Consider the following 17,324-nt stretch of genomic DNA (forward strand, 5'->3'; position numbering starts at 1 on the left):
GATTATCAGGCTGTCACGGGCTGTGGCGCAGTTTGGTAGCGCACTTGACTGGGGGTCAAGGGGTCGCAGGTTCAAATCCTGTCAGCCCGACTCGTGTGATGTCTCAGGACATCGTTTACAGATGTCTCAAGACATCGTTGACAGTCAGCCCCTCCTTCGGGAGGGGCTGTTCTGTTTCTTGGGCTGGTAGTCGCGGTCGGGATCGATGGTGTGTTCGGCGATGATCTCGCCGCTGTTGGGGTCGATGACGAGGGTGTCGGGGCCGGCGACGAGGAGCAGCACCGGGTGGTGCTTGTGGGCGCGTCCGATGGCGAGGTGGCGGAGTTTGCCTGCGAAGCGCAGCGTGATGACGCCCGCGGTGTCGACGATGTCGTGGCGGACTCTCCAGTGGCGGTGGAGGATTTCTAGGGTGGGCCCGTCTTTGGGGATTGCTTCGTAGGCCGCCTGGGGTGTGGCACGGTTCAGGGCGCGGTGGGGGCGGGTGTTGTAGCCGGTCTTGAAGCGGTCGAGTTGGGCCTGGAGGTCGGCGAGGGTGTCGGCGTCGCCGGCGGCGGTGAGCCATTTCTTCAGGGTTTGAATCGGCCTGGGTTTCGTTCCGTCTGATCGAACCCATGACTCGATACACGCCGGAGATGCGTGAGCGTGCGCTGCGGATGCTGGCGGAGGCGCTGCCGGATCACCCGAACCTGACCTCGGCGACGAGGCACGTGGCCGGGATGCTGGGGATGTGCCCCGAGACCCTGCGGCTGTGGCAACGCCAGATGGAGGCCAACGCGGGCGGCAAGGTCGCGAACGTCAGCGAGGCCGCCGCGGAGATCAAGCGCCTGAAGCGCGAGAACGCCGAGCTTCGCAAGGCCAACGAGATCCTCAAGGCTGCGAGCGTGTTTTTCGCCAAGGAGCTCGACCGCCCCTGACCGAGATGATCCGCTTCATCGACGAGCACAAGGATCGTTTCGGGGTCGAGCCCATCTGTCGCGTTCTCAAACCGGCGGTTCAGGGATTCCTCACTTCTCGCGGCTATCGCGCCGCGAAGACGCGCACGCCATCGGCACGCGCTCTGCGTGACGACCTGCTGGTGCCGGAGATCGCTCGCCTGCATGCGGAGAACTACGGCGTCTACGGGCGGCGGAAGATGCATGCGCTGATGCGCCGGCAGGGCTGGGACATCGGGCGAGATCAGACTGAGCGGCTCATGCGCCTGGCGGGCGTGCGAGGGGTGAAGAAGTCCAAGCGGGTCTTCACGACCAAGTCCGATCCGAAGGCGGTCATGCCGAAGGACCTGGTCAAGCGCAACTTCCACGCGCCAGGACCTCGGCAGCTGTGGGTGGCTGACATCACGTATGTCGCGACGTGGTCTGGCTTCGCTTACGTCGCTTTCGTGACCGACGTGTTCTCACGCAGGATCGTGGGCTGGAACGTCGCATCGACGCTCAAGGCTGAGATCCTGCCGCTGCAGGCGCTCGACATGGCCGCGTGGGATGCCGGTGGCGACCTCGACGGCCTGATCCATCACGCGGATCACGGGTCGAACTATCAGTCGATGGTTTACACCGACCGCGTCGTGGAGCTCGGTGCGAAACCGTCGACGGGAACCGTCGGCGACAGCTATGACAATGCTCTGGCCGAGGCGATCAACAACCTCTACAAGACCGAGCTGATCCGCCAGCGCGGTCCCTGGAGGACCGTCGAGCACGTCGAGCTCGCCACCCTCGAGTACGTCTGGTGGTGGAACCACCAGCGCCTCCACGGAGAACTCGGCATGCGCACCCCCGAAGAAGTCGAAGCCGAGTACTACGCTGACCTCGCAGCCGCCTAAGTAGCGTCTGTCGGACAAAGATGCTGAGCGGAACGAAACTCAGGCCGATTCACGTGACGCCAACTACAACATCAATCGTGGCGCTTGGACGAGCGGGGTGAAGAAGATCAGCAAAGATGCTGTCCAGAACCAGCAGCTCAACGACATGCTCGAAGAGCAAAGTCAGCTGAAGGCCAACGGCGCGGATGTTCGGGATGTGCGTGTGAACCAGACACAGGTCAATGCCAATGGGGAGGTCGTCGGGATCAATCGGCCCGACCTGCAGTACACGCTCGACGGCAAGCGTTACTACGTGGAGTGGGACAAGCCGATCTGCGGAGACCCCACGCGTTCATTGCGTGGACAGTCGCATGGTCTGCGCATTCTCCTCAACGACTCGGACATCGACTTCTCGACTCAGGTGATCCTCAAGATTGCAGGTGCGACGTGCGACTAGTGCGAGGATGTCGACATGCCTGTGCGTGACTGGGACGCGTACATCAAGAACCTACTGCTCGAGGGCCGGTGGCTACCCGTGACGAGGTCTGTGGCGTTCTTCCAAGCCGATCCGCAGACGTGCGTCGACGTCATGCTCGAGCACACCCAGCACAACGCAGTGAAGCGTTTCGGAAGCCCCCGAAAGGTGAAGCCCGTCGAGGGTGCGGAACTCACGGATCTCCTTGCACACCTGCTCCCGTTGCAGGCGGAAGAGCATCGCAAGTTGTTTCTTCCGACCGCGAATCCGGAGTGGACGGCGATGTTCACCAATGCCCACCTTGGCACTGACCTGGGTGCGCATGTTGCGATGGGATGGTGGGGGGTGCGGGCGTTGATGGTGACTGACTCGCCCAACAACTATGACCGCCGCACGCGTCAGGGGTTCTCAGGGAATCGCGAGTTCAGCCTGGTCGAGAAGTGCGACCCGTGGACTCCGCGAGCTCGCGAGCGCGATCACATCGCGCATGTTGTCGGTGTGAAGGTGTTGGAGGGCGGATGGGCGGAGGACCCGCCTTTCTCGGGTGCTGACGGCGTGCAGCGCGAAGGTGTCGAGTTTCCGGTAGGCGAGGTGTGGGACGAGACGGCGAGGAGCAAGCAAGACCGCTTCACCCATGAGCATCTCGCGCTGGCGTGCGAGCGCATGGGCCTGCGCCCGTTCGATGCGGACTTCTACGCGCCAGACGGATGGGGCCTGATGATCGAGCGCACCGACGCCGACGTCGACAGGGAGCGGTCCTGGACGCTGGCGCAGGCACGCCACGAAGAGCCCTGAGGGACGATGTGGCAGCCGGTGGCGGCAGCGTGTTCGCTCATCAAATTGTCATCAGATTCAACCGTGAACAACCGTGAGCGTCCGGATACACTCGTGGACGACGAACCGCCCGGTTCCCGAACAACGTGAGGGAATCCGTGAGTTCCGGGAACAACCGTGATTGACCGGAAAGAGACCGGTTGCTGCAAGGGGTCGCAGGTTCAAATCCTGTCAGCCCGACGAATGAAGTAACCGGCAGAGGGCCACTTTCGAGAGATCGAGAGTTGCCCTCTTTGCTGTCTGGCTGCGATGTCGGGCGCCGGTGAGACCATTCCTGGAGGAACGTGGTGCGGCAGGAGGTGTGACATGCGGGGCGAAGCGACCGTGCTGCATGCCGACCTCGACGCGTTCTACGCCTCGGTCGAGCAGCGGGACGATTCCGCACTCCGGGGAATGCCTGTGATCGTGGGCGGCGGCGTTGTGGTGGCCGCGAGCTACGAAGCGAAAGCTCGGGGCGTTCGCACCGCGATGGGGGTGCAGAGGGCCCGTGCGCTCTGTCCCGAGGCCATCGTTGTCCCGCCCCGCATGGAGGCCTACTCCGAAGCGAGCCGTGCAGTGTTCGCGATCTTCCACGACACCACGCCGTACGTGGAGGGAGTCTCGATCGACGAGGCGTTCCTCGAGGTCGGAGGGCTGCGCCGCCTTGCCGGCACTCCTGAGCAGATCGCCGTGCGGCTCAGGGAACGCGTGCGTGCCGAGGTCGGGCTCCCGATCTCGGTGGGTGTGGCGAGAACCAAGTTCCTCGCAAAAGTAGCGAGTGCGGTCGGCAAGCCCGACGGGCTCCTCGTGGTGGAGCCGGACCGCGAGGAGGAGTTTCTTCATCCGCTCCCAGTCGAGCGGCTCTGGGGCGTCGGCGCGGTCACCGCGAAGAAACTGCATAGCAACGGCATCCGAACCGTCGGACAGTTGGCTGCGCTTGAGGCCACGACGGCCGAGCGATGGCTCGGCAGAGCGGCAGGCGTGCACCTCCATGCGCTTGCTCGACTTCGGGATCCGCGGCCTGTTGAGGCAACCACACGCCACGAATCCATCGGCTCGCAGCGAGCGCTCGGCAACCGCGCGTACTCGCCGAGTGAGCTGAGGGCCTTTCTCACCCAGTTCATCGACGAGCTCTCGAAGCGCTTGCGCGATCGCGGATCCTCGTGCAGCACCGTGACCCTGAGGCTCAGGTTCGGCGACTTCACCAAGGCGACTCGATCCCGCACTCTCGCCACACCCACCGATCGCACCGACGTGCTCCTCGCCGTCGCCCAGGGGCTTCTCGCCACCGCGGATCCGATCATCTCCGAACGGGGCATCACGCTCATCGGCGTCTCGCTCGCGCACCTGACCAGCGAACGCGAAGTGCAGCCCGAGCTCCCCATCGACTGGAACGATGGTGCGCGCATCGACGGCAAACTCGATGTCGCGCTCGACGCCGTGCGCGATCGATTCGGGTCCGCCGCCGTCACGCGCGCGGCGCTCATCGGTCGAGACGCCGGAATATCGGCGCCGCGGCTGCCCGAGCACGAGTAGGGACACGCACCGCCCCGTCTAGTCCCGTGAGGTGGGTGGCGAATCCTGGCCGTCATCAAGGGCAACTGCGTAGCGGTGTTGAGGGGACGCACAGGTGCCGAGCTCCGGCTTGCGCGAGGTGAGCGGCCCCGTTCGCGCAGCCCTCAACGACGCGTCGAGACGGTGACCGTGAACTTGGAGTTGCGCGCGACTTGCTGGGTCGGCCCGATCGCACGCTCGAGCAGCGGCCGATACTTGAGCCCGGAGTTCCACACGCACCACAGCTGACCTCCGGGACGCAGAACCCTGGCCACATCCGCGAACATGCGGGGCGCGATGAGGTCGGTCACTGCCGCGGCCGAGTGGAACGGTGGGTTCAACGCGACGAACGAGGCGCTGGCGGAGGGCCTCGTGGACAGCATGTCGTCTCGCACTACCGCGACCCTGTCCTCGACGCGGTTGGCGCGCATCGTCGCCCGCGCAGAAGCGACGGCGACGGACGACTGATCGCTCGCGTGCACATGCGCGCCTGGATAGCGGGTCGCCATCCACGCACCGACGATCCCCGTGCCGCAGGCCAGATCGATGAGTGGATCGCTTGCAGTGCCGCCGGCGGGTACCTCGGGAAGGCTCTCGAGCAGGAGGCGGGTGCCGATATCGAGCCGCGCGCCCGCGAAGGCACCGCCGAACGCTCGCACCTCAAGCCCCGCGATCCGCGCGGCGGCCGGAGCGGGGTCACGGCCGTCCCTGGGTGCACGAGCGATGAGGACCCGCGACTTCTGACGCGCATGGCTGATGTCCAGCTGCTCGAAGCTCTCGCGAATCACGTCGTTCATCGACACCGACATGTGCTTGAGACGCCCGCCCGCGACGACGACCACGCTGGGGTCGGCGTGCGCGGCGATCAGGCCGGCGATGTCGCGCAGACCGTCAAGGGAGCGCGGAAGGCGGAGCAGGACTGTTCGCGCTCCGGTCACCAGATCCGCGTCGAGGGGCGCTGAGCGAAAGGTGCCGGCGAGCCCCACGCGAGAGGCGTTGGCCTCCAGCGCCCGCTCGCCGGTGAGCGCGTCGATATGCGTCCGGATCCCGCTCGCACCGGCATCTGCAGCCCCAAGGGTGAGCGCCCCGTAGGCGTCGTTGATCACCACGATGTCGCCGGGCTGTGCGGACACGCGCAGCTCCGCGGACTCGTCCAGGATCAATCGATCGGCCGCGTCGACGGCGACGAGGCCAGGGGCCTCGACGTCAGGCCAGCGTCGCAGGTCGTCGAGAATCACGACGAAAGCCTAGCCGTGGACGGCCAAGGGAGTACGTGGCCGAGGAGCCCGGCGAACCTTGTGGCTCTGGAAGGATGGAGTCATGCCTAAGCAGAGCGGTGGACAGGGACGAATCCGCCTTCCCGCACCCGGCGCGCGCGTGGTGGTGCGCTACCTCATCCCCACGGGACAGGCGACGGACGCCCTCGGCGAGCTGCTCAGCGTCGACGACGAGATTGTGGTGGTCGACGGTGTGCGTGAAGTCGAGCAGATCCCGGTGGCCGCGATCGTCGCCGCAAAGGAAGTGCCGCCGCGCCCTGAGCGCCCCCGGCGGGAACCTCGGTAGCCGACCGGCGCCTACAGCGGCTTCCTCGCTGGCTCTGGGATCTTCGACGGCGGGGACCTCGTCAAGGCCGCGGGTGGCCGGCTCTCCTTGGCCGGAGTGCGCTACCGGTCGACCGCCGGTATCGCACCGCCGAAGGCATCGGCGAAAAGCACCGTCTCGGCAGCGCGGCACGCGTCGTAGATGCTCTGCTGGACGGCGCGCGCAGCGGCGTGGCCGAGCAGGTCCACCTGGAGATGGATGTCGGTGGGGCCCTCCTTGAAGAACTGCGCGTTGGCGTTGAGGGGATCGCGCAGCTCGGCGGTGCTGAACACGAACACCGCGTCCCCGTCACCGGAGGTGTGGACGGGGTTGATCGCGCGGATCTGCCCGTGGGAGGCGAGGACCGACAGCCTCTCGTAGTGCTCCTTGCCCCCGAGATCGACGTTCGTGCCCACGACGGTGATGGTCGTGTTGGTGAGCTGACGGGTGACGATGTCGGCCGTGTCCTCGTACTCGGCGAAGCCTCCCGACTCGGCACGGTTGCCGGCGAGAATCGCCCCGTCGGGGAGGACGACGTTGCCGATCGCGTTGACGACGGACATCGCCGCGACGACGATGCCCCCGCCAAGATCGACGCGCGCCGAGCCGACGCCGCCCTTCATCGCACCGAGGCTTGCGCCGCCATCCAGCCACAGGAACTTGCCAACCGACGCGCCGGTGCCCGCGCCCACGTTGCCTGATCCGACGGGCGCGGTGGTGGCGGCGAGGTACGCCTCACGACCGTACTCGGGCGCAAACGGAGTGAGGCTCATCCCGAGGTCGTAGATGGCGGCACCCGCGATCGACGGGTTCACGACTGAGCCGCCCGGGCCGGATCGGAAGCCGATGGCGTCCTCGCGCATCGCCTCCATGATCGCGGCGCCCGCCATGAGCCCCGTGCTGCTGCCGCCGGACACGAAGAGAGCGTCGAGCCCGTAGTCCGTCTTTCCGGACCGGAGTCCCGAGGTGTTGAACCCGCCCACGCCGCCGCCGAAGCCGCTGAAGGCGACTGTGGTCGGCCTGTCGAACAGGACAGCGGTGCACCCTGTGAGTGCATCGAGGTGGGTGGCGTGTCCGACGCGCACACCAGGCAGGCACGTGAGTGTGGAGTTCATGGCGCGCTCGATTCGATCGTTCGGGTGCGCTCACACTACGTCGTCCCCGTCCGCCCCGCGGCGAGGTGGCCTCGCCGGGGAGTCGCGTGCGGGCCTACACCAGCCAGCCGCCCCATTCGAGCATCGCGTGGAGGGTCGTCTGCGGGCTGTCGAACGCGTGGTCGGCGATGTCGACGCCGAGGTCGTACTCGGTCGTGAACTCCACCCACTGCCACCCGTGGTCCGTCAGCTCAAGCGAGCCGAGTTCGATGCCGGTGGGCGCCGACACGACGTAGTGGGATCCATTCCAGCGGGCGACATGGCCCGCGTCACTCACCTCGTCCATGGTGTCCTCCTCACTTCGGCGACAGGTCCCTCACGCAGCGGCGAGTAGCGCGGGCAGTGCCCGTTCGAGCGACTCCATGGTGGCGGTCAGGCTGATGCGGAAGTGGCCGGGCCGTTCGAAGAGCCGCCCCGGCATCACGAGCACTTGTCTCTCTGCCACGCGCGCCGAGAAGGCATTACCGTCGCCGCCCGGAGCCTCTCCCCACAGGTAGAACGTGCCTTCGGCGGGTGCGAGATGGAATCCCGCGGCGGAGAGTTCCCCGTGGACGAGGTCTTTCTTCCGCTCGAGCGCGGCCAGGTCGATGCCTATCGTCTCGAGCTCGGGCACCGCGTACTGCATCAACGCGTCGGGGAAACCCCAGCCGATCGAGAGTTGCAGCGGAGCGAAGGCGTCGCACAGCTCCGCCCTGGTCTGCGGTGGCATCAGCGGTGAGAGCGCGAGGTAGCCGAGCCGTTGACCGGGTGCGAGAAGGATCTTGCCGTAGCTGTAGTCGATAAGCGTCCATGGATACACGGTGGCGGGGCTCGTGAACGGCACGCCCGCGTAACGGATGCGCCGGTACGGCTCGTCGCTCAAGATCCAGATGCGTCGGCCGATGCGCGCCGACGCCTCCTCGGCCAGGTCCGCGAGCGCCTCGAGCTGGTCCCTCCCGTACACGCGTCCCGTGGGATTGGCCGGTGAGTTCACCACGATGATGCGCGTCCGGGGTGTGATGGCGGCCGCGAGCGCCTCGATGTCAAGATCGCAGGTGTCGGCCGAGAGTGCCACGGGCACCGGGGCGAGGGCCGCGGACCTGAGCATGGGGGAGTAGCAGAACCAGCCAGGCACGGGGACGATGACCTCGTCGCCGGGGTCGGCGAGGAGGTGCAGCGCGAGCGAGATCGCTCCGAACGCCCCTTGGGTCATGGCGACGTCGTCCGGCTCGAAGCCTGCGTCCAGCTCTTGGGCGAGCCCCTGCGCGATCGTCTCCCGCGCGGGCGCCTCATTCATCTTGTAGGCGAACCATGCCTCGGACCGTGGCTCGACCTGATGGCGCAGCGCGGACACGAGCCCGTCGAGGGGCATCTCGTGCGGATTGCCGAAGGTGAGGTCGATCGCACCGGGGGTACCCGCTTGGGCGTCCACGAGCGCGAGGAAGTCGGTCACAGCCGAGATCTCCGTCTGGGCTGATCTTGCGCGTCGGGCGAGTTCCATCTCGCGTCCCCTCAGGCAGGTGAGGCGTCGCCGCGACAGCGCGACGGCCGTCTCACCAGCCTGAGCCTTCTTTGACGTGTCAGCAAACGCTAGAGGCCTGGATCCACCTCGTGCCCGAGCGGGTGCGCCGCGGCGGCAGGAGACGCATGGCGCGGCGGACGCGGGCGCGATCGCAGGGCGACGACGCTGACGATCGTGACGACGACGCCGGCGGTGACGATCGCGAGCGCCCCTAGCAGCAGGGCCGCTCCCGCGCCACCGTCGACGTACGTCGTCATCTCCCCGCGAGGTGCGAAGGACATCGCAAATCCTTCATTCGCGTTCACCCCGGAACCGCCATGCGCATCTCTCGCCATGGTCCGACCGTAGCGCTCGACGCCCCTCGATGCGACGCGAGCTCCCGGGAGTGGATATTGCCCGCGACACTCCGTGGTGCCAGGCATGTCGTAGCCGGGACCGCGCCGCTACTGTGGAGGCGGAGAAGGGGGACCTCATGGTTCGGGTGGTCAAGGTGGGTGCGACGCTCGACGTCGCCGGCGCGGTGTTCGGCCTGATTAACGTGGCGTTGTCGCTGACGCCGTCGCTGCTGCCGCGGCCCGCCTGGGGTCAGGGCCTCGTCTCGGGGCTCAGCTTCGCGGTCGGCTACGGCATCGGGGTGCTGATCTGGAAGGGCGTCGCCCGGCTGTCTCGGGGCAGGCTGCCGCAGGCCGCAGAGGCCAAGGTGTGGATCGTCGCAGTGATCGGCATCGTGGGCGCCGCCGTGCTCATGCCCTTCGCCGTCGGATGGCAGAACTCGGTGCGCGAGGCGGTCGGCATGCCCGACACCGATGGCTTCCACTGGATGTGGGCCGCTGTCGGCTTCGCGATCGGGTCCTGGCTCGCCTTCGCGATCGGGCGCGGCGTCGCGGGCGGGTACCGCCGCCTGTGGAGGCTGATCGAGCCTCGCATGCCCGGCCGCGAATCGCGTCCTCGGCTCTTCCGGGTCGGCACGGGCGCGGCGACGATCGCCGCGATGCTCGTGGTGTTCTCGATCGGCTTCTCGCTCGTCTCGGGGCTGCTCACCCTCGCCTCCGTGTACAAGAACCGCCAGTACGACCCCGAGTACCCGCAGCCGACCAGCGCGCTGCGCTCGGGAAGCGAGGAGAGCCTCGTGCCCTGGGACCAGGTCGGATACGCGGGGGCGAAGGTCGTGTCCGGAGGACCGACGGCCGACGAGATCTCGCTCGTCACCGGTGTCGACGCGGTGGAGCCGATCCGCGTCTACGTCGGCGTCGACGTGCCCGGCACGTACGAGGAGCAGGCGCAGATCGCCGTCCAGGAGCTCGAGCGCACGGGCGCGGCGGACCGAGAGGTCCTGCTGATCGCCGGCACCACGGGTTCGGGCTGGATCGATCCCGCCGCGATCGACGGCTTCGAGTATCTTCACGCGGGCGACACCGCCCTGGTCGCGCTGCAGTACGGCGCGACCGGCAGCCCCGTGTCCGCGATCTTCACGCCGGACAAGTCTCAGGAGGGAACCACCGCGCTGGTCGAGGCCGTGACCGAGTGGTGGAGCGCCCTGCCCGAGGGAGACCGCCCACAGCTCGTGGTCTACGGACTGAGCCTCGGCAGCTTCGGCATCCAGGCCGCGTACGACGATCTTGACGACATCCTCGAGTCGACCGAGGGTGCGGTGCTCGCGGGCACCCCGTCGTTCACCCCGATCTGGAGCGCGACCCAGGCCTCTCGCGATGAGGGGAGCTCAGTCACCCTGCCCGTCCTGGATGACGGGATCCACGTGCGCTGGGCGGATTCGTGGGGCGGGCTCGCTGAGCTGCCGGGCGAGTGGGACGACACCCGCGTCGCCTACCTCCAGCACGGCACCGACCCGATCGTCTGGATCGGCCCGAGCGTCATCTGGTCGAGCCCCGAGTGGCTCGAGGGCGATCAGCGCTCCGAGAGCGTGAGCGAGGACATGGTGTGGATCCCCGCCGTCACCGCGTTCCAGGGCGTGATCGACCTGATCCTGTCCACTGCGGTGCCTGAGGACGCGGGCCACAAGTACGGCAACATCGCGGTGGACGCGCTGCATGAGGTCACGGGTGATGCAGGCCTCGACGATGATGCGGTCGAGCGCGTGCGCGCGCTGATCGAGCTCTACGACACCTTCTCGCCGGTCGCCAACTGATCCGCCTCACCCTCGGCCTCGGCGACGATGCGGTTGACCATGCCGCTGAACACCAGCCCGTGGAAGGGAAGCATGGTCAGCCAGTACAGGCGCCCCGTGAGGCCGCGCGGGAAGAACACCGCGCGCTGGTGATACTCGGCGCCGCCCTCCTCGACCGGATCGACGCCGAGCTCGAGCCATGCGTGACCGGGCACGCGCATCTCAGCGCGCAGACGCAGGAGCCTGCCCCTCTCGACGTGCTCGACGCGCCACACGTCGATCGCGTCGCCGACCGTGAGCTGCGCGTGCGTGCGACGGCCGCGTCGATGGCCGACCCCGCCGATCATCCGGTCCATGAGCCCGCGTGTCGCCCACAGCACGGAAGCGGAGTACCACCCTGTCGCGCCGCCGACCTGCGAGATGACCTGCCAGACGTCGTCCGGTGAGGCGGAGGTGCGCCGCGAGCGCGCGTCCTTGAAGACGGTCCGACCCGCCCAGTTCGGGTCGCTCGGCATTGGGTCGCTCGGTGCGCCCGTCACGCGGCCATCGAGCCAGCTCGTCTCGACGTCGTCGATCTCGATGCGGCTGAGCGCGAGCCTCACCGACTCGGGATAGGACGTGAGCCCGCCAGGCGGGTCGGGGATGAGCGTCTTGACGTCGTCGTTCTTCACGACGCACGAGTGGAGCAGCGACTCGACGAGAGGGCGCGCGATCTGGCGCGGGACCGGCGTGACGAGGCCCACCCAGTGCGAGGCGAGGCTCGGAGTGAGCACGGGCAGCGCCGTGATGCCGCGCTGCGGCAGGCCCGCGACCGCGGCGTAGCCATTCATCATCTCCGAGTAGCGCATGACGTCGGGCCCACCGATGTCGAGCTCGCGGTTGACGTCCTCCTCGAGCCGTGCCGCTGCGAGCAGGTAGTAGAGCACGTCGCGGACCGAGATGGGCTGGATCGTGTTCCTGACCCATCGTGGCGCGGGCATGTACGGCAGCACCTCGGTCAGGTGGCGGATCATCTCGAAGGACGCCGAGCCGGAGCCGATGACCACGCCCGCCTGCAGCACGATCGCAGGCGTGGCCGACGCGAGCAGGATGTCGCCGACCTCCTTCCGGGACGCGAGATGCGGAGAGAGCTCGACGCCCTCGGGGTGCAGTCCGCTGAGGTAGACGATGCGGCGGATGTCGTGGGCGGCCGCCTTGAGCGCGACATTGATCGCGATCGCCCGGTCGAGCCGGCCGTAGTCGCGCCCGGCATGCATCGAATGCACCAGGTGGTACACGACGTCGACGCCCTCCATCGCCTCGGCCATCGCCTCGGCGTCGGAGGCATCTCCCTCGATCACCTCGACGTCGTCTGCCCACGGCAGCGCGGCGATGCGCTCAGCCGAGCGCGAGAGGGTGCGGACGCGGTAGCCGCCCGCGAGCAGTCGCGGCACGAGCCGACCACCGATGTAGCCTGTGGCTCCCAGCACGAGCACGAGCGGGGCGGCGCCGGAAGCGGATGGCACGGCGCGAAGCTCGGCCTCGGTGCCGAAGGGCGCGCGCAGCGCCTCCGCACCCTGCGCTTCGTCGTTCATGACACTGCTCCCGTCGGCTTCCTCGGCGCGTCGTCGCTCATGTCAACGAGCGTGCGGCCGCGCCGCATTCCCGCGCCGTCAGGCCCGCGGCGCCCCGAGGGCCTCGAGCAGGCCCTCGACCAGCTCGAGGTCGCACTCGAGGGTGGAGCCTCCGAGGTGCGGGGTGATGACGACGTTGTCGAGCGCAAGCAGCGGGTGATCGGCGGGGAGGGGCTCGTCTCCGTGCACATCGAGTCCCGCTCCCGCGAGCCTTCCCGAGCGCAGCGCCTCGAGCATCGCTTCCTCGTCGACGATCGGACCGCGCGCGGAGTTGATCAGGACCGCGCCGGGGCGGAGGAGTGCGAGCTCTTCGGCGCCGAGGGATCCGCGCGTCGAGTCGTCGAGGGGGAGCAGCACCACGACGACGTCCGACGATGCCAGCAGCTCGTCGCGGGGCACCTGACGCGCCCCGGTCGCGTGCTCGACGTCGGGCATGGCCGTCGCGTCGGTGAAGAGCGTGCGGGCGTCGAGTGCCCCGAGCATCCGCAGCAGGTGCAGGCCGATGCGTCCGGCCCCGAGCACGCCGACCGTCGAGTCAGCGAGGTCCCGGCCGGCGAACGGGACCTTGAGGTCCTCGACCGGCCACCGTCCGTCACGGATGGCGGCGTCCGCCGCGGGCACCCTGCGCTGGGTCGCGAGCAGGAGAGCGAGGGTGTGCTCGGCGACCGTGCGCCACAGGCGGGACGACTCGAGGACGGTGATCCCGTGCTCCGCCGCGTGCCACTTGGACGGCTCGGGCGCGAGGTGCACCGCGAACGCCCGCAGCCGGTCCGCGTGCTCGAGCTCCTCGACGGGAGGCGGGCCGTACGCGAGGATCCCGTCCGCGGCGGCCAGTGCCGCCGCCCGCTCCGGACCGGAGCCGGGGAGCCGTGCGACATCCGCGCTGGCGGTGAGCGCGGACATGGCGTGGGGATGCAGGGACATGTCGACGATGACGTGCGGTCGCGTGGTGGTCATGCGTTCATCGTGGCATGCGCGACGCCGTCTTGGTGGAGCGAGGGTAAACGTTGTAAATTCTCCGAGGACCCGGCCCGACTCGCGCTGAGCGCGCGGGCCCCTCAGACTCGAACCTGCCGACTCGAAGGAGAGCACTCCATGGCTGACACGAACGCCGCCGCCCCCGAGGCCCTCGCCCCTCTGTGGATCGTTCCTCCGACCCTCGCCTCCGGGGATGCGCTGCCCGGCGCGCCCGAGGGAAGCGCGCTCGCCGAGGTGGCCGTCGCCGGCGAGGGCATCTCGCTCGTCGACGGTGCCGTGGTGTCCGAAGCCGAGGCGGCCGTGAGTGCCACGGTGTCCGCCAGCATCGTCCCTGCCGACGGCGCGGAGGCCATCACCAGGACCTTCCCCGTGACGGTGCTGCCGGAGACCGCGCGGCGCGTCGCGAGCTACCACCGCACCCCGACCACCGCGACTGAGGCCAACAACGAGGACGTCGCGTACAGCGCCCACCTCGCGCTCGAGGGCGAGTCAGGCTTCGCGGCGCTCAACGACGACTATGGCGTGTTCTTCGCGCTCACCTCCGAGGTGCCCGGCCCCTCGGGCACCACGGACGAGGTCATCCGCTCTCTCAAGGACCCCTTCCTGTTCCACCTGGCCGACGGCGGCTTCGGCATCGTCGCGACGCGCGTCGCACGGGGCGGGGGAGCGGATGGCACCGAGCGCTCGAGCGTGCTGGTCGCCACGTCGCCCGATCTGCTGAGCTACACCGAGGTCGGTCTGCTCGACCTCGGCGTGACCACGGGGGTGTCGGCCCCCGCGTCCGTCTACGACGCCGCGCGCGGCGTATACGTCGTCTCCTGGACGGACGATGCAGGAGTCGCCTTCCACGCCGATGTCGCCGACCTCGCGGACTCCTCGACCGTGGGCGCCGCGGCCCCGGGTGGGTTCGTGACGAGCCCCAGGGACGACTCACCCGGCGCCACGGTCGCCGTCACCGCCGAGATGGCCCGTGGCCTCGAGGTCCGCTTCGGACCGATCCGCAATGTCGGCGCCACGCCGCTGCCCATCGTCGAGGTCGCCGCCGGCGCCGCGGTGTCGGCCGCCGACCTGCCGTCTCGCCTCGAGCTCGACTACTCGGATGGGTCCACCGGCTCGCTCGCGATCGAGTGGGACGCCGCCGCCATCGCCGCGCTCGACACCTCCGCGCCCGGCGAGCACACCGTCCCCGGCCGCGTGAAGCAGGCCGTGTACCCGACGCCCTTCGCGGACGAGCGCGCCGACCCCTCGGTCTACAAGTTCGACTTCAACGGCCAGCCGCGGTTCCTGATGATCGCCACCAAGGACCTCCACATGGACCCGGTGAGCAACTCGGGTGAGCCGGTCGGCATGCCGATCCGCATGGCCGAGCGCATCGAGGACCTCTCCGACGAGGCGCTCGAGGCCGGCCGCGTCACCGAGGTCGACCTCCTGGTCCACGGTTCGCTCGACGCGTACGGCAAGCCCATGACGGGCTGCTTCTGGGCGCCCGAGATCCACATGATCGACGGCAGCCTCTCCATCCTGTTCATGCCGTCCTACGGCGACCCGACGGACATGTGGTCGGGCCGAGCCAGCATCGTCCAGCTGAAGAAGGACGGCGCCGGGAACCACCTGGACCCGACCGTTCCCGCGAACTGGACGGCCACCCAGCATGTGGTGTGCGCCGACGGCAGCGAGCTCAACAAGATCCAGGGCATCTCGCTCGACATGACCTACTTCGAGGACTCCGGCACGCACTACTACGCGTGGCAGATGCTCGGCTCGGTGTTCATCGCGACGATGGACCCGAAGGACCCGACGCGCCTCACCTCCGACCCGGTGCGCATCCTCGCGCCCGTGTACTCGTGGGACAACGAGATCGCGGAGGGGCCGAACGTGCTCGTGCGCGACGGGCGCCTGTTCCTGCTGTACTCGGGCTCGACCGTCGGCGACTCCTACACGACCGGCCTCGCGACCGCCCCGGCCGGCGAGGGCGTCGACCTCACGGACCCCGCGTCCTGGAACCGCCTCGGCTACCCGATCCAGAAGTCGGGGCCCTACAACGGCGAGATGCAGCTCGGCACCGGCCACGGCATGTGGTCCGAGGACGAGGACGGCAACCTGCTGTACGTGTTCCACGCGCGCACCGACCACAAGGGCCTGACCGGCCGCGACATGTTCGTGCGCCGCGTGCACTTCGCGTCCGACGGCATGCCCGTCCTGGACATGGAGACGGATGAGGAGCTGCTGCCCGAGCTGCGCGACGTCGCCGTGACCGTGGTCGTCAAGTGACCTCCGCGCCACTCGCATCCGAGGGGCCGTACGGCTACCTCATGGTGCACTTCCTCGAGGACGCCGAGGGCTACGCCGAGAAGATCTATCTGGACCTGTCCGAGGGCGACGACCCCGAGCGGTGGGTGCCGCTCAACGGCGGCGAGCCGATCCTCGCCTCGCATCTGTCGACCACGGGCGTGCGCGACCCGCACCTGTCGTACAACCCGCAGACGGGCACGTACTTCGTCCTTGCGACGGACCTCAGGGTCTTCGGCGGGGACGATGCGGGCTGGGCCGGGTGGTCGCGCGGGTACTCGACGCGCATGAACGTCTGGGAGTCCCGTGACCTGATCACCTGGTCGCCGCTGCGGCAGATCGACGTCGCGCGCGATGCGTCCGGCGCGCCGGCTGAGGGCGCTCCCGAGATGGGCATGATGTGGGCCGCCGAGACCACCTTCGTGCCCGACTTCCATGGCCTGGGGCAGGGCGCCTTCGTCGTCTACTGGACGTCGACGGTCGGTGATCACCAGGTGATCCTGTGGGGCACGACGACGGACTTCACCCAGGCGACCTGGACGTTCGGCGGCATCCTGCTCGACCAGGGTGACGACACGATCGACACGACCATGATCCAGCGCGATGGCCGCACCTACCGCGTGACGAAGGACAACGGCGCGACCGCACGCGGCCTGTTCATGGAGGTCACCGACGCGGAGCGCTGGTGGGAGCCCGAGGCGCAGTGGCGTCAGGTGCAGACCCGCATCGGCGACGAGTACGCCGCCGGACACGGCGTCGAGGGCCCCACGATGTTCAAGGCGCATGGCGAGGACCGCTGGTACCTCTACGTCGACGTGATCCCCAGCATCGGCTATCGACCGATGGTGTCGACCGACCTCGATGCGGACAGTCCGTGGAACCCGCTTGAGAGCGACCGGTTCAGCCTGCGCGCGTCGACCAAGCACGGCGGAGTGCTTGGGCTCACGCGCGATCAGCACGAGGCGCTCCGGGCCGCCGATGCGGCCTCACCGGTCGAGGCGGACCTGGGCCGGGTCGAGGTCCCTGTCGGCGTGACGCCGGAGCGGATCCGTGCGCAGCTGCCCGGGACCGCCGAGGCCACGCTGCACGGCGGCGGGACCGCATCGTTCCCTGTGCGGTGGGAGATGTCCGGGGTCGACGCCTCCGGCGTCGGTGAGCTCCGGGTCGAAGGGGTGCTTCAGGGCACCATCGGAGCGAACCTCAACGCGTGGCGCGGTCGAGGAGGCTCGACCGCGTGGGACGCGCCGGAGAAGACCCCGTACAGCGCCACATCGCTCACCGTCAGCGCGGTCGTCGCGGTCGTCTGACGCGGCGGGTCGGGCTCGCATCGGCGGCCGCGGCGTGCGTCTCGGGACGGGCCGCCCCGGCATCGGCCCTGCTCCGCATGCGGACGCGAGTGCCCGATTGCTGCCCGCAGGGGCGCGACCTACCGTGGAGGCGTGGGAG

The 17,324-nt window shown here is 68.6% G+C and carries 16 protein-coding genes, 1 tRNA gene and 1 pseudogene; 10 read left to right on the top strand and 8 right to left on the bottom strand.

What is annotated here, in order from left to right; translation table 11 throughout:
* Positions 1–16 precede the first annotated feature (16 nt).
* Positions 17–90: transfer RNA gene (locus tag B7K23_RS09960), tRNA-Pro, on the top strand.
* A 120-nt stretch (positions 91–210) separates the two neighbouring features.
* On the top strand, positions 211–408 hold the full coding sequence (locus B7K23_RS15970; RefSeq protein WP_084126441.1) for a hypothetical protein: 198 nt from the start codon (positions 211–213) through the stop codon (positions 406–408).
* Positions 409–459: 51 nt separating this feature from the next.
* On the opposite strand, the pseudogene B7K23_RS16155 reads toward B7K23_RS15970, so the two are convergent.
* A pseudogene (locus B7K23_RS16155) lies at positions 460–621 on the bottom strand (IS481 family transposase); the annotation flags it as partial.
* On the opposite strand from B7K23_RS16155, the gene B7K23_RS09970 reads away from it, so the two are divergent.
* From B7K23_RS09970 to dinB, 4 genes are all read left to right on the top strand, one after another.
* Positions 612–1,816 (top strand): IS3 family transposase gene (locus tag B7K23_RS09970; RefSeq protein WP_375730884.1). Its coding sequence is split into 2 segments (ribosomal slippage): positions 612–888 and positions 888–1,816, totalling 1,206 coding nucleotides; the frame shifts between segments, so codons are not numbered across the junction. The pseudogene B7K23_RS16155 and the gene B7K23_RS09970 sit on opposite strands and share 10 nt — an antisense overlap.
* 97 nt (positions 1,817–1,913) lie before the next feature.
* Positions 1,914–2,252: a hypothetical protein gene (locus B7K23_RS09975; RefSeq protein ID WP_084126442.1), complete on the top strand. Its 339-nt coding sequence runs from the start codon at positions 1,914–1,916 to the stop codon at positions 2,250–2,252.
* 15 nt (positions 2,253–2,267) lie between these two features.
* On the top strand, positions 2,268–3,065 hold the full coding sequence (locus B7K23_RS09980; RefSeq protein ID WP_084126443.1) for a hypothetical protein: 798 nt from the start codon (positions 2,268–2,270) through the stop codon (positions 3,063–3,065).
* A 345-nt stretch (positions 3,066–3,410) separates the two neighbouring features.
* Positions 3,411–4,619 (top strand): DNA polymerase IV, encoded by a 1,209-nt coding sequence (gene dinB, locus B7K23_RS09985; protein ID WP_084126444.1) that lies wholly within the window; start codon positions 3,411–3,413, stop codon positions 4,617–4,619.
* A 143-nt stretch (positions 4,620–4,762) separates the two neighbouring features.
* Here the strand turns inward: dinB and B7K23_RS09990 are convergent, their stop codons facing one another.
* Entirely contained in the window at positions 4,763–5,875 is a 1,113-nt protein-coding gene (locus tag B7K23_RS09990) for a class I SAM-dependent methyltransferase (RefSeq protein WP_084126445.1), read from the bottom strand.
* Positions 5,876–5,957: 82 nt separating this feature from the next.
* Here B7K23_RS09990 and B7K23_RS09995 point away from each other — a divergent pair, with 82 nt between their 5' ends.
* The gene (locus B7K23_RS09995) at positions 5,958–6,200 is read left to right on the top strand and encodes a hypothetical protein (protein WP_084126446.1); all 243 of its coding nucleotides are present in this window, start codon (positions 5,958–5,960) and stop codon (positions 6,198–6,200) included.
* Between the two features lie 101 nt (positions 6,201–6,301).
* Here the strand turns inward: B7K23_RS09995 and B7K23_RS10000 are convergent, their stop codons facing one another.
* From B7K23_RS10000 to B7K23_RS10015, 4 genes are all read right to left on the bottom strand, one after another.
* Positions 6,302–7,333 carry a P1 family peptidase gene (locus B7K23_RS10000; RefSeq protein ID WP_084126447.1) on the bottom strand — a complete coding sequence of 344 codons (1,032 nt, stop codon included), beginning with the start codon at positions 7,331–7,333 and terminating at the stop codon, positions 6,302–6,304.
* Between the two features lie 94 nt (positions 7,334–7,427).
* Positions 7,428–7,658 (bottom strand): hypothetical protein, encoded by a 231-nt coding sequence (locus B7K23_RS10005; protein ID WP_084126448.1) that lies wholly within the window; start codon positions 7,656–7,658, stop codon positions 7,428–7,430.
* A gap of 30 nt (positions 7,659–7,688) precedes the next feature.
* On the bottom strand, positions 7,689–8,852 hold the full coding sequence (locus tag B7K23_RS10010) for an aminotransferase class I/II-fold pyridoxal phosphate-dependent enzyme (RefSeq protein WP_084126449.1): 1,164 nt from the start codon (positions 8,850–8,852) through the stop codon (positions 7,689–7,691).
* An 89-nt stretch (positions 8,853–8,941) separates the two neighbouring features.
* Positions 8,942–9,154, bottom strand: a complete 213-nt coding sequence (locus B7K23_RS10015) for a hypothetical protein (RefSeq protein WP_084126450.1) — start codon at positions 9,152–9,154, stop codon at positions 8,942–8,944.
* 191 nt (positions 9,155–9,345) lie between these two features.
* Here B7K23_RS10015 and B7K23_RS10020 point away from each other — a divergent pair, with 191 nt between their 5' ends.
* Positions 9,346–11,019, top strand: coding sequence for an alpha/beta-hydrolase family protein (locus B7K23_RS10020; RefSeq protein WP_159451378.1), 1,674 nt, complete (start codon positions 9,346–9,348; stop codon positions 11,017–11,019).
* Here B7K23_RS10020 and B7K23_RS10025 read toward each other — a convergent pair.
* Both B7K23_RS10025 and B7K23_RS10030 read right to left on the bottom strand, forming a co-directional pair.
* Positions 10,989–12,572: an SDR family oxidoreductase gene (locus B7K23_RS10025; protein ID WP_084126452.1), complete on the bottom strand. Its 1,584-nt coding sequence runs from the start codon at positions 12,570–12,572 to the stop codon at positions 10,989–10,991. The two genes, B7K23_RS10020 and B7K23_RS10025, sit on opposite strands and share 31 nt — an antisense overlap.
* Positions 12,573–12,650: 78 nt before the next feature.
* A complete protein-coding gene (locus B7K23_RS10030) occupies positions 12,651–13,568 on the bottom strand; it encodes a 2-hydroxyacid dehydrogenase (protein ID WP_084126453.1) in 918 nt (305 codons plus the stop codon).
* A gap of 138 nt (positions 13,569–13,706) precedes the next feature.
* On the opposite strand from B7K23_RS10030, the gene B7K23_RS10035 reads away from it, so the two are divergent.
* The gene (locus B7K23_RS10035) at positions 13,707–15,860 is read left to right on the top strand and encodes a family 43 glycosylhydrolase (RefSeq protein WP_084126454.1); all 2,154 of its coding nucleotides are present in this window, start codon (positions 13,707–13,709) and stop codon (positions 15,858–15,860) included.
* A complete protein-coding gene (locus tag B7K23_RS10040) occupies positions 15,857–17,185 on the top strand; it encodes a glycoside hydrolase family 43 protein (RefSeq protein ID WP_159451379.1) in 1,329 nt (442 codons plus the stop codon). Before B7K23_RS10035 ends, B7K23_RS10040 begins: the two co-directional genes overlap by 4 nt.
* Positions 17,186–17,324 lie beyond the last annotated feature (139 nt).

Source organism: Demequina sp. NBRC 110054, assembly GCF_002090115.1.
Lineage (GTDB): Bacteria > Actinomycetota > Actinomycetes > Actinomycetales > Demequinaceae > Demequina.

What these genes read in the sequence shown, in the direction of transcription:
- B7K23_RS10020 (WP_159451378.1), top strand. Translation starts at nt 9,346, where the DNA reads ATGGTTCGGGTGGTCAAGGTGGGTGCGACGCTCGACGTCGCCGGCGCG.
- B7K23_RS10035 (WP_084126454.1), top strand. Translation starts at nt 13,707, where the DNA reads ATGGCTGACACGAACGCCGCCGCCCCCGAGGCCCTCGCCCCTCTGTGG.
- B7K23_RS10010 (WP_084126449.1), bottom strand. Translation starts at nt 8,852, where the DNA reads ATGGAACTCGCCCGACGCGCAAGATCAGCCCAGACGGAGATCTCGGCT.
- B7K23_RS09995 (WP_084126446.1), top strand. Translation starts at nt 5,958, where the DNA reads ATGCCTAAGCAGAGCGGTGGACAGGGACGAATCCGCCTTCCCGCACCC.
- B7K23_RS10015 (WP_084126450.1), bottom strand. Translation starts at nt 9,154, where the DNA reads ATGTCCTTCGCACCTCGCGGGGAGATGACGACGTACGTCGACGGTGGC.
- B7K23_RS10000 (WP_084126447.1), bottom strand. Translation starts at nt 7,333, where the DNA reads ATGAACTCCACACTCACGTGCCTGCCTGGTGTGCGCGTCGGACACGCC.
- dinB (WP_084126444.1), top strand. Translation starts at nt 3,411, where the DNA reads ATGCGGGGCGAAGCGACCGTGCTGCATGCCGACCTCGACGCGTTCTAC.
- B7K23_RS10030 (WP_084126453.1), bottom strand. Translation starts at nt 13,568, where the DNA reads ATGACCACCACGCGACCGCACGTCATCGTCGACATGTCCCTGCATCCC.
- B7K23_RS10005 (WP_084126448.1), bottom strand. Translation starts at nt 7,658, where the DNA reads ATGGACGAGGTGAGTGACGCGGGCCATGTCGCCCGCTGGAATGGATCC.
- B7K23_RS10025 (WP_084126452.1), bottom strand. Translation starts at nt 12,572, where the DNA reads ATGAACGACGAAGCGCAGGGTGCGGAGGCGCTGCGCGCGCCCTTCGGC.
- B7K23_RS09980 (WP_084126443.1), top strand. Translation starts at nt 2,268, where the DNA reads ATGCCTGTGCGTGACTGGGACGCGTACATCAAGAACCTACTGCTCGAG.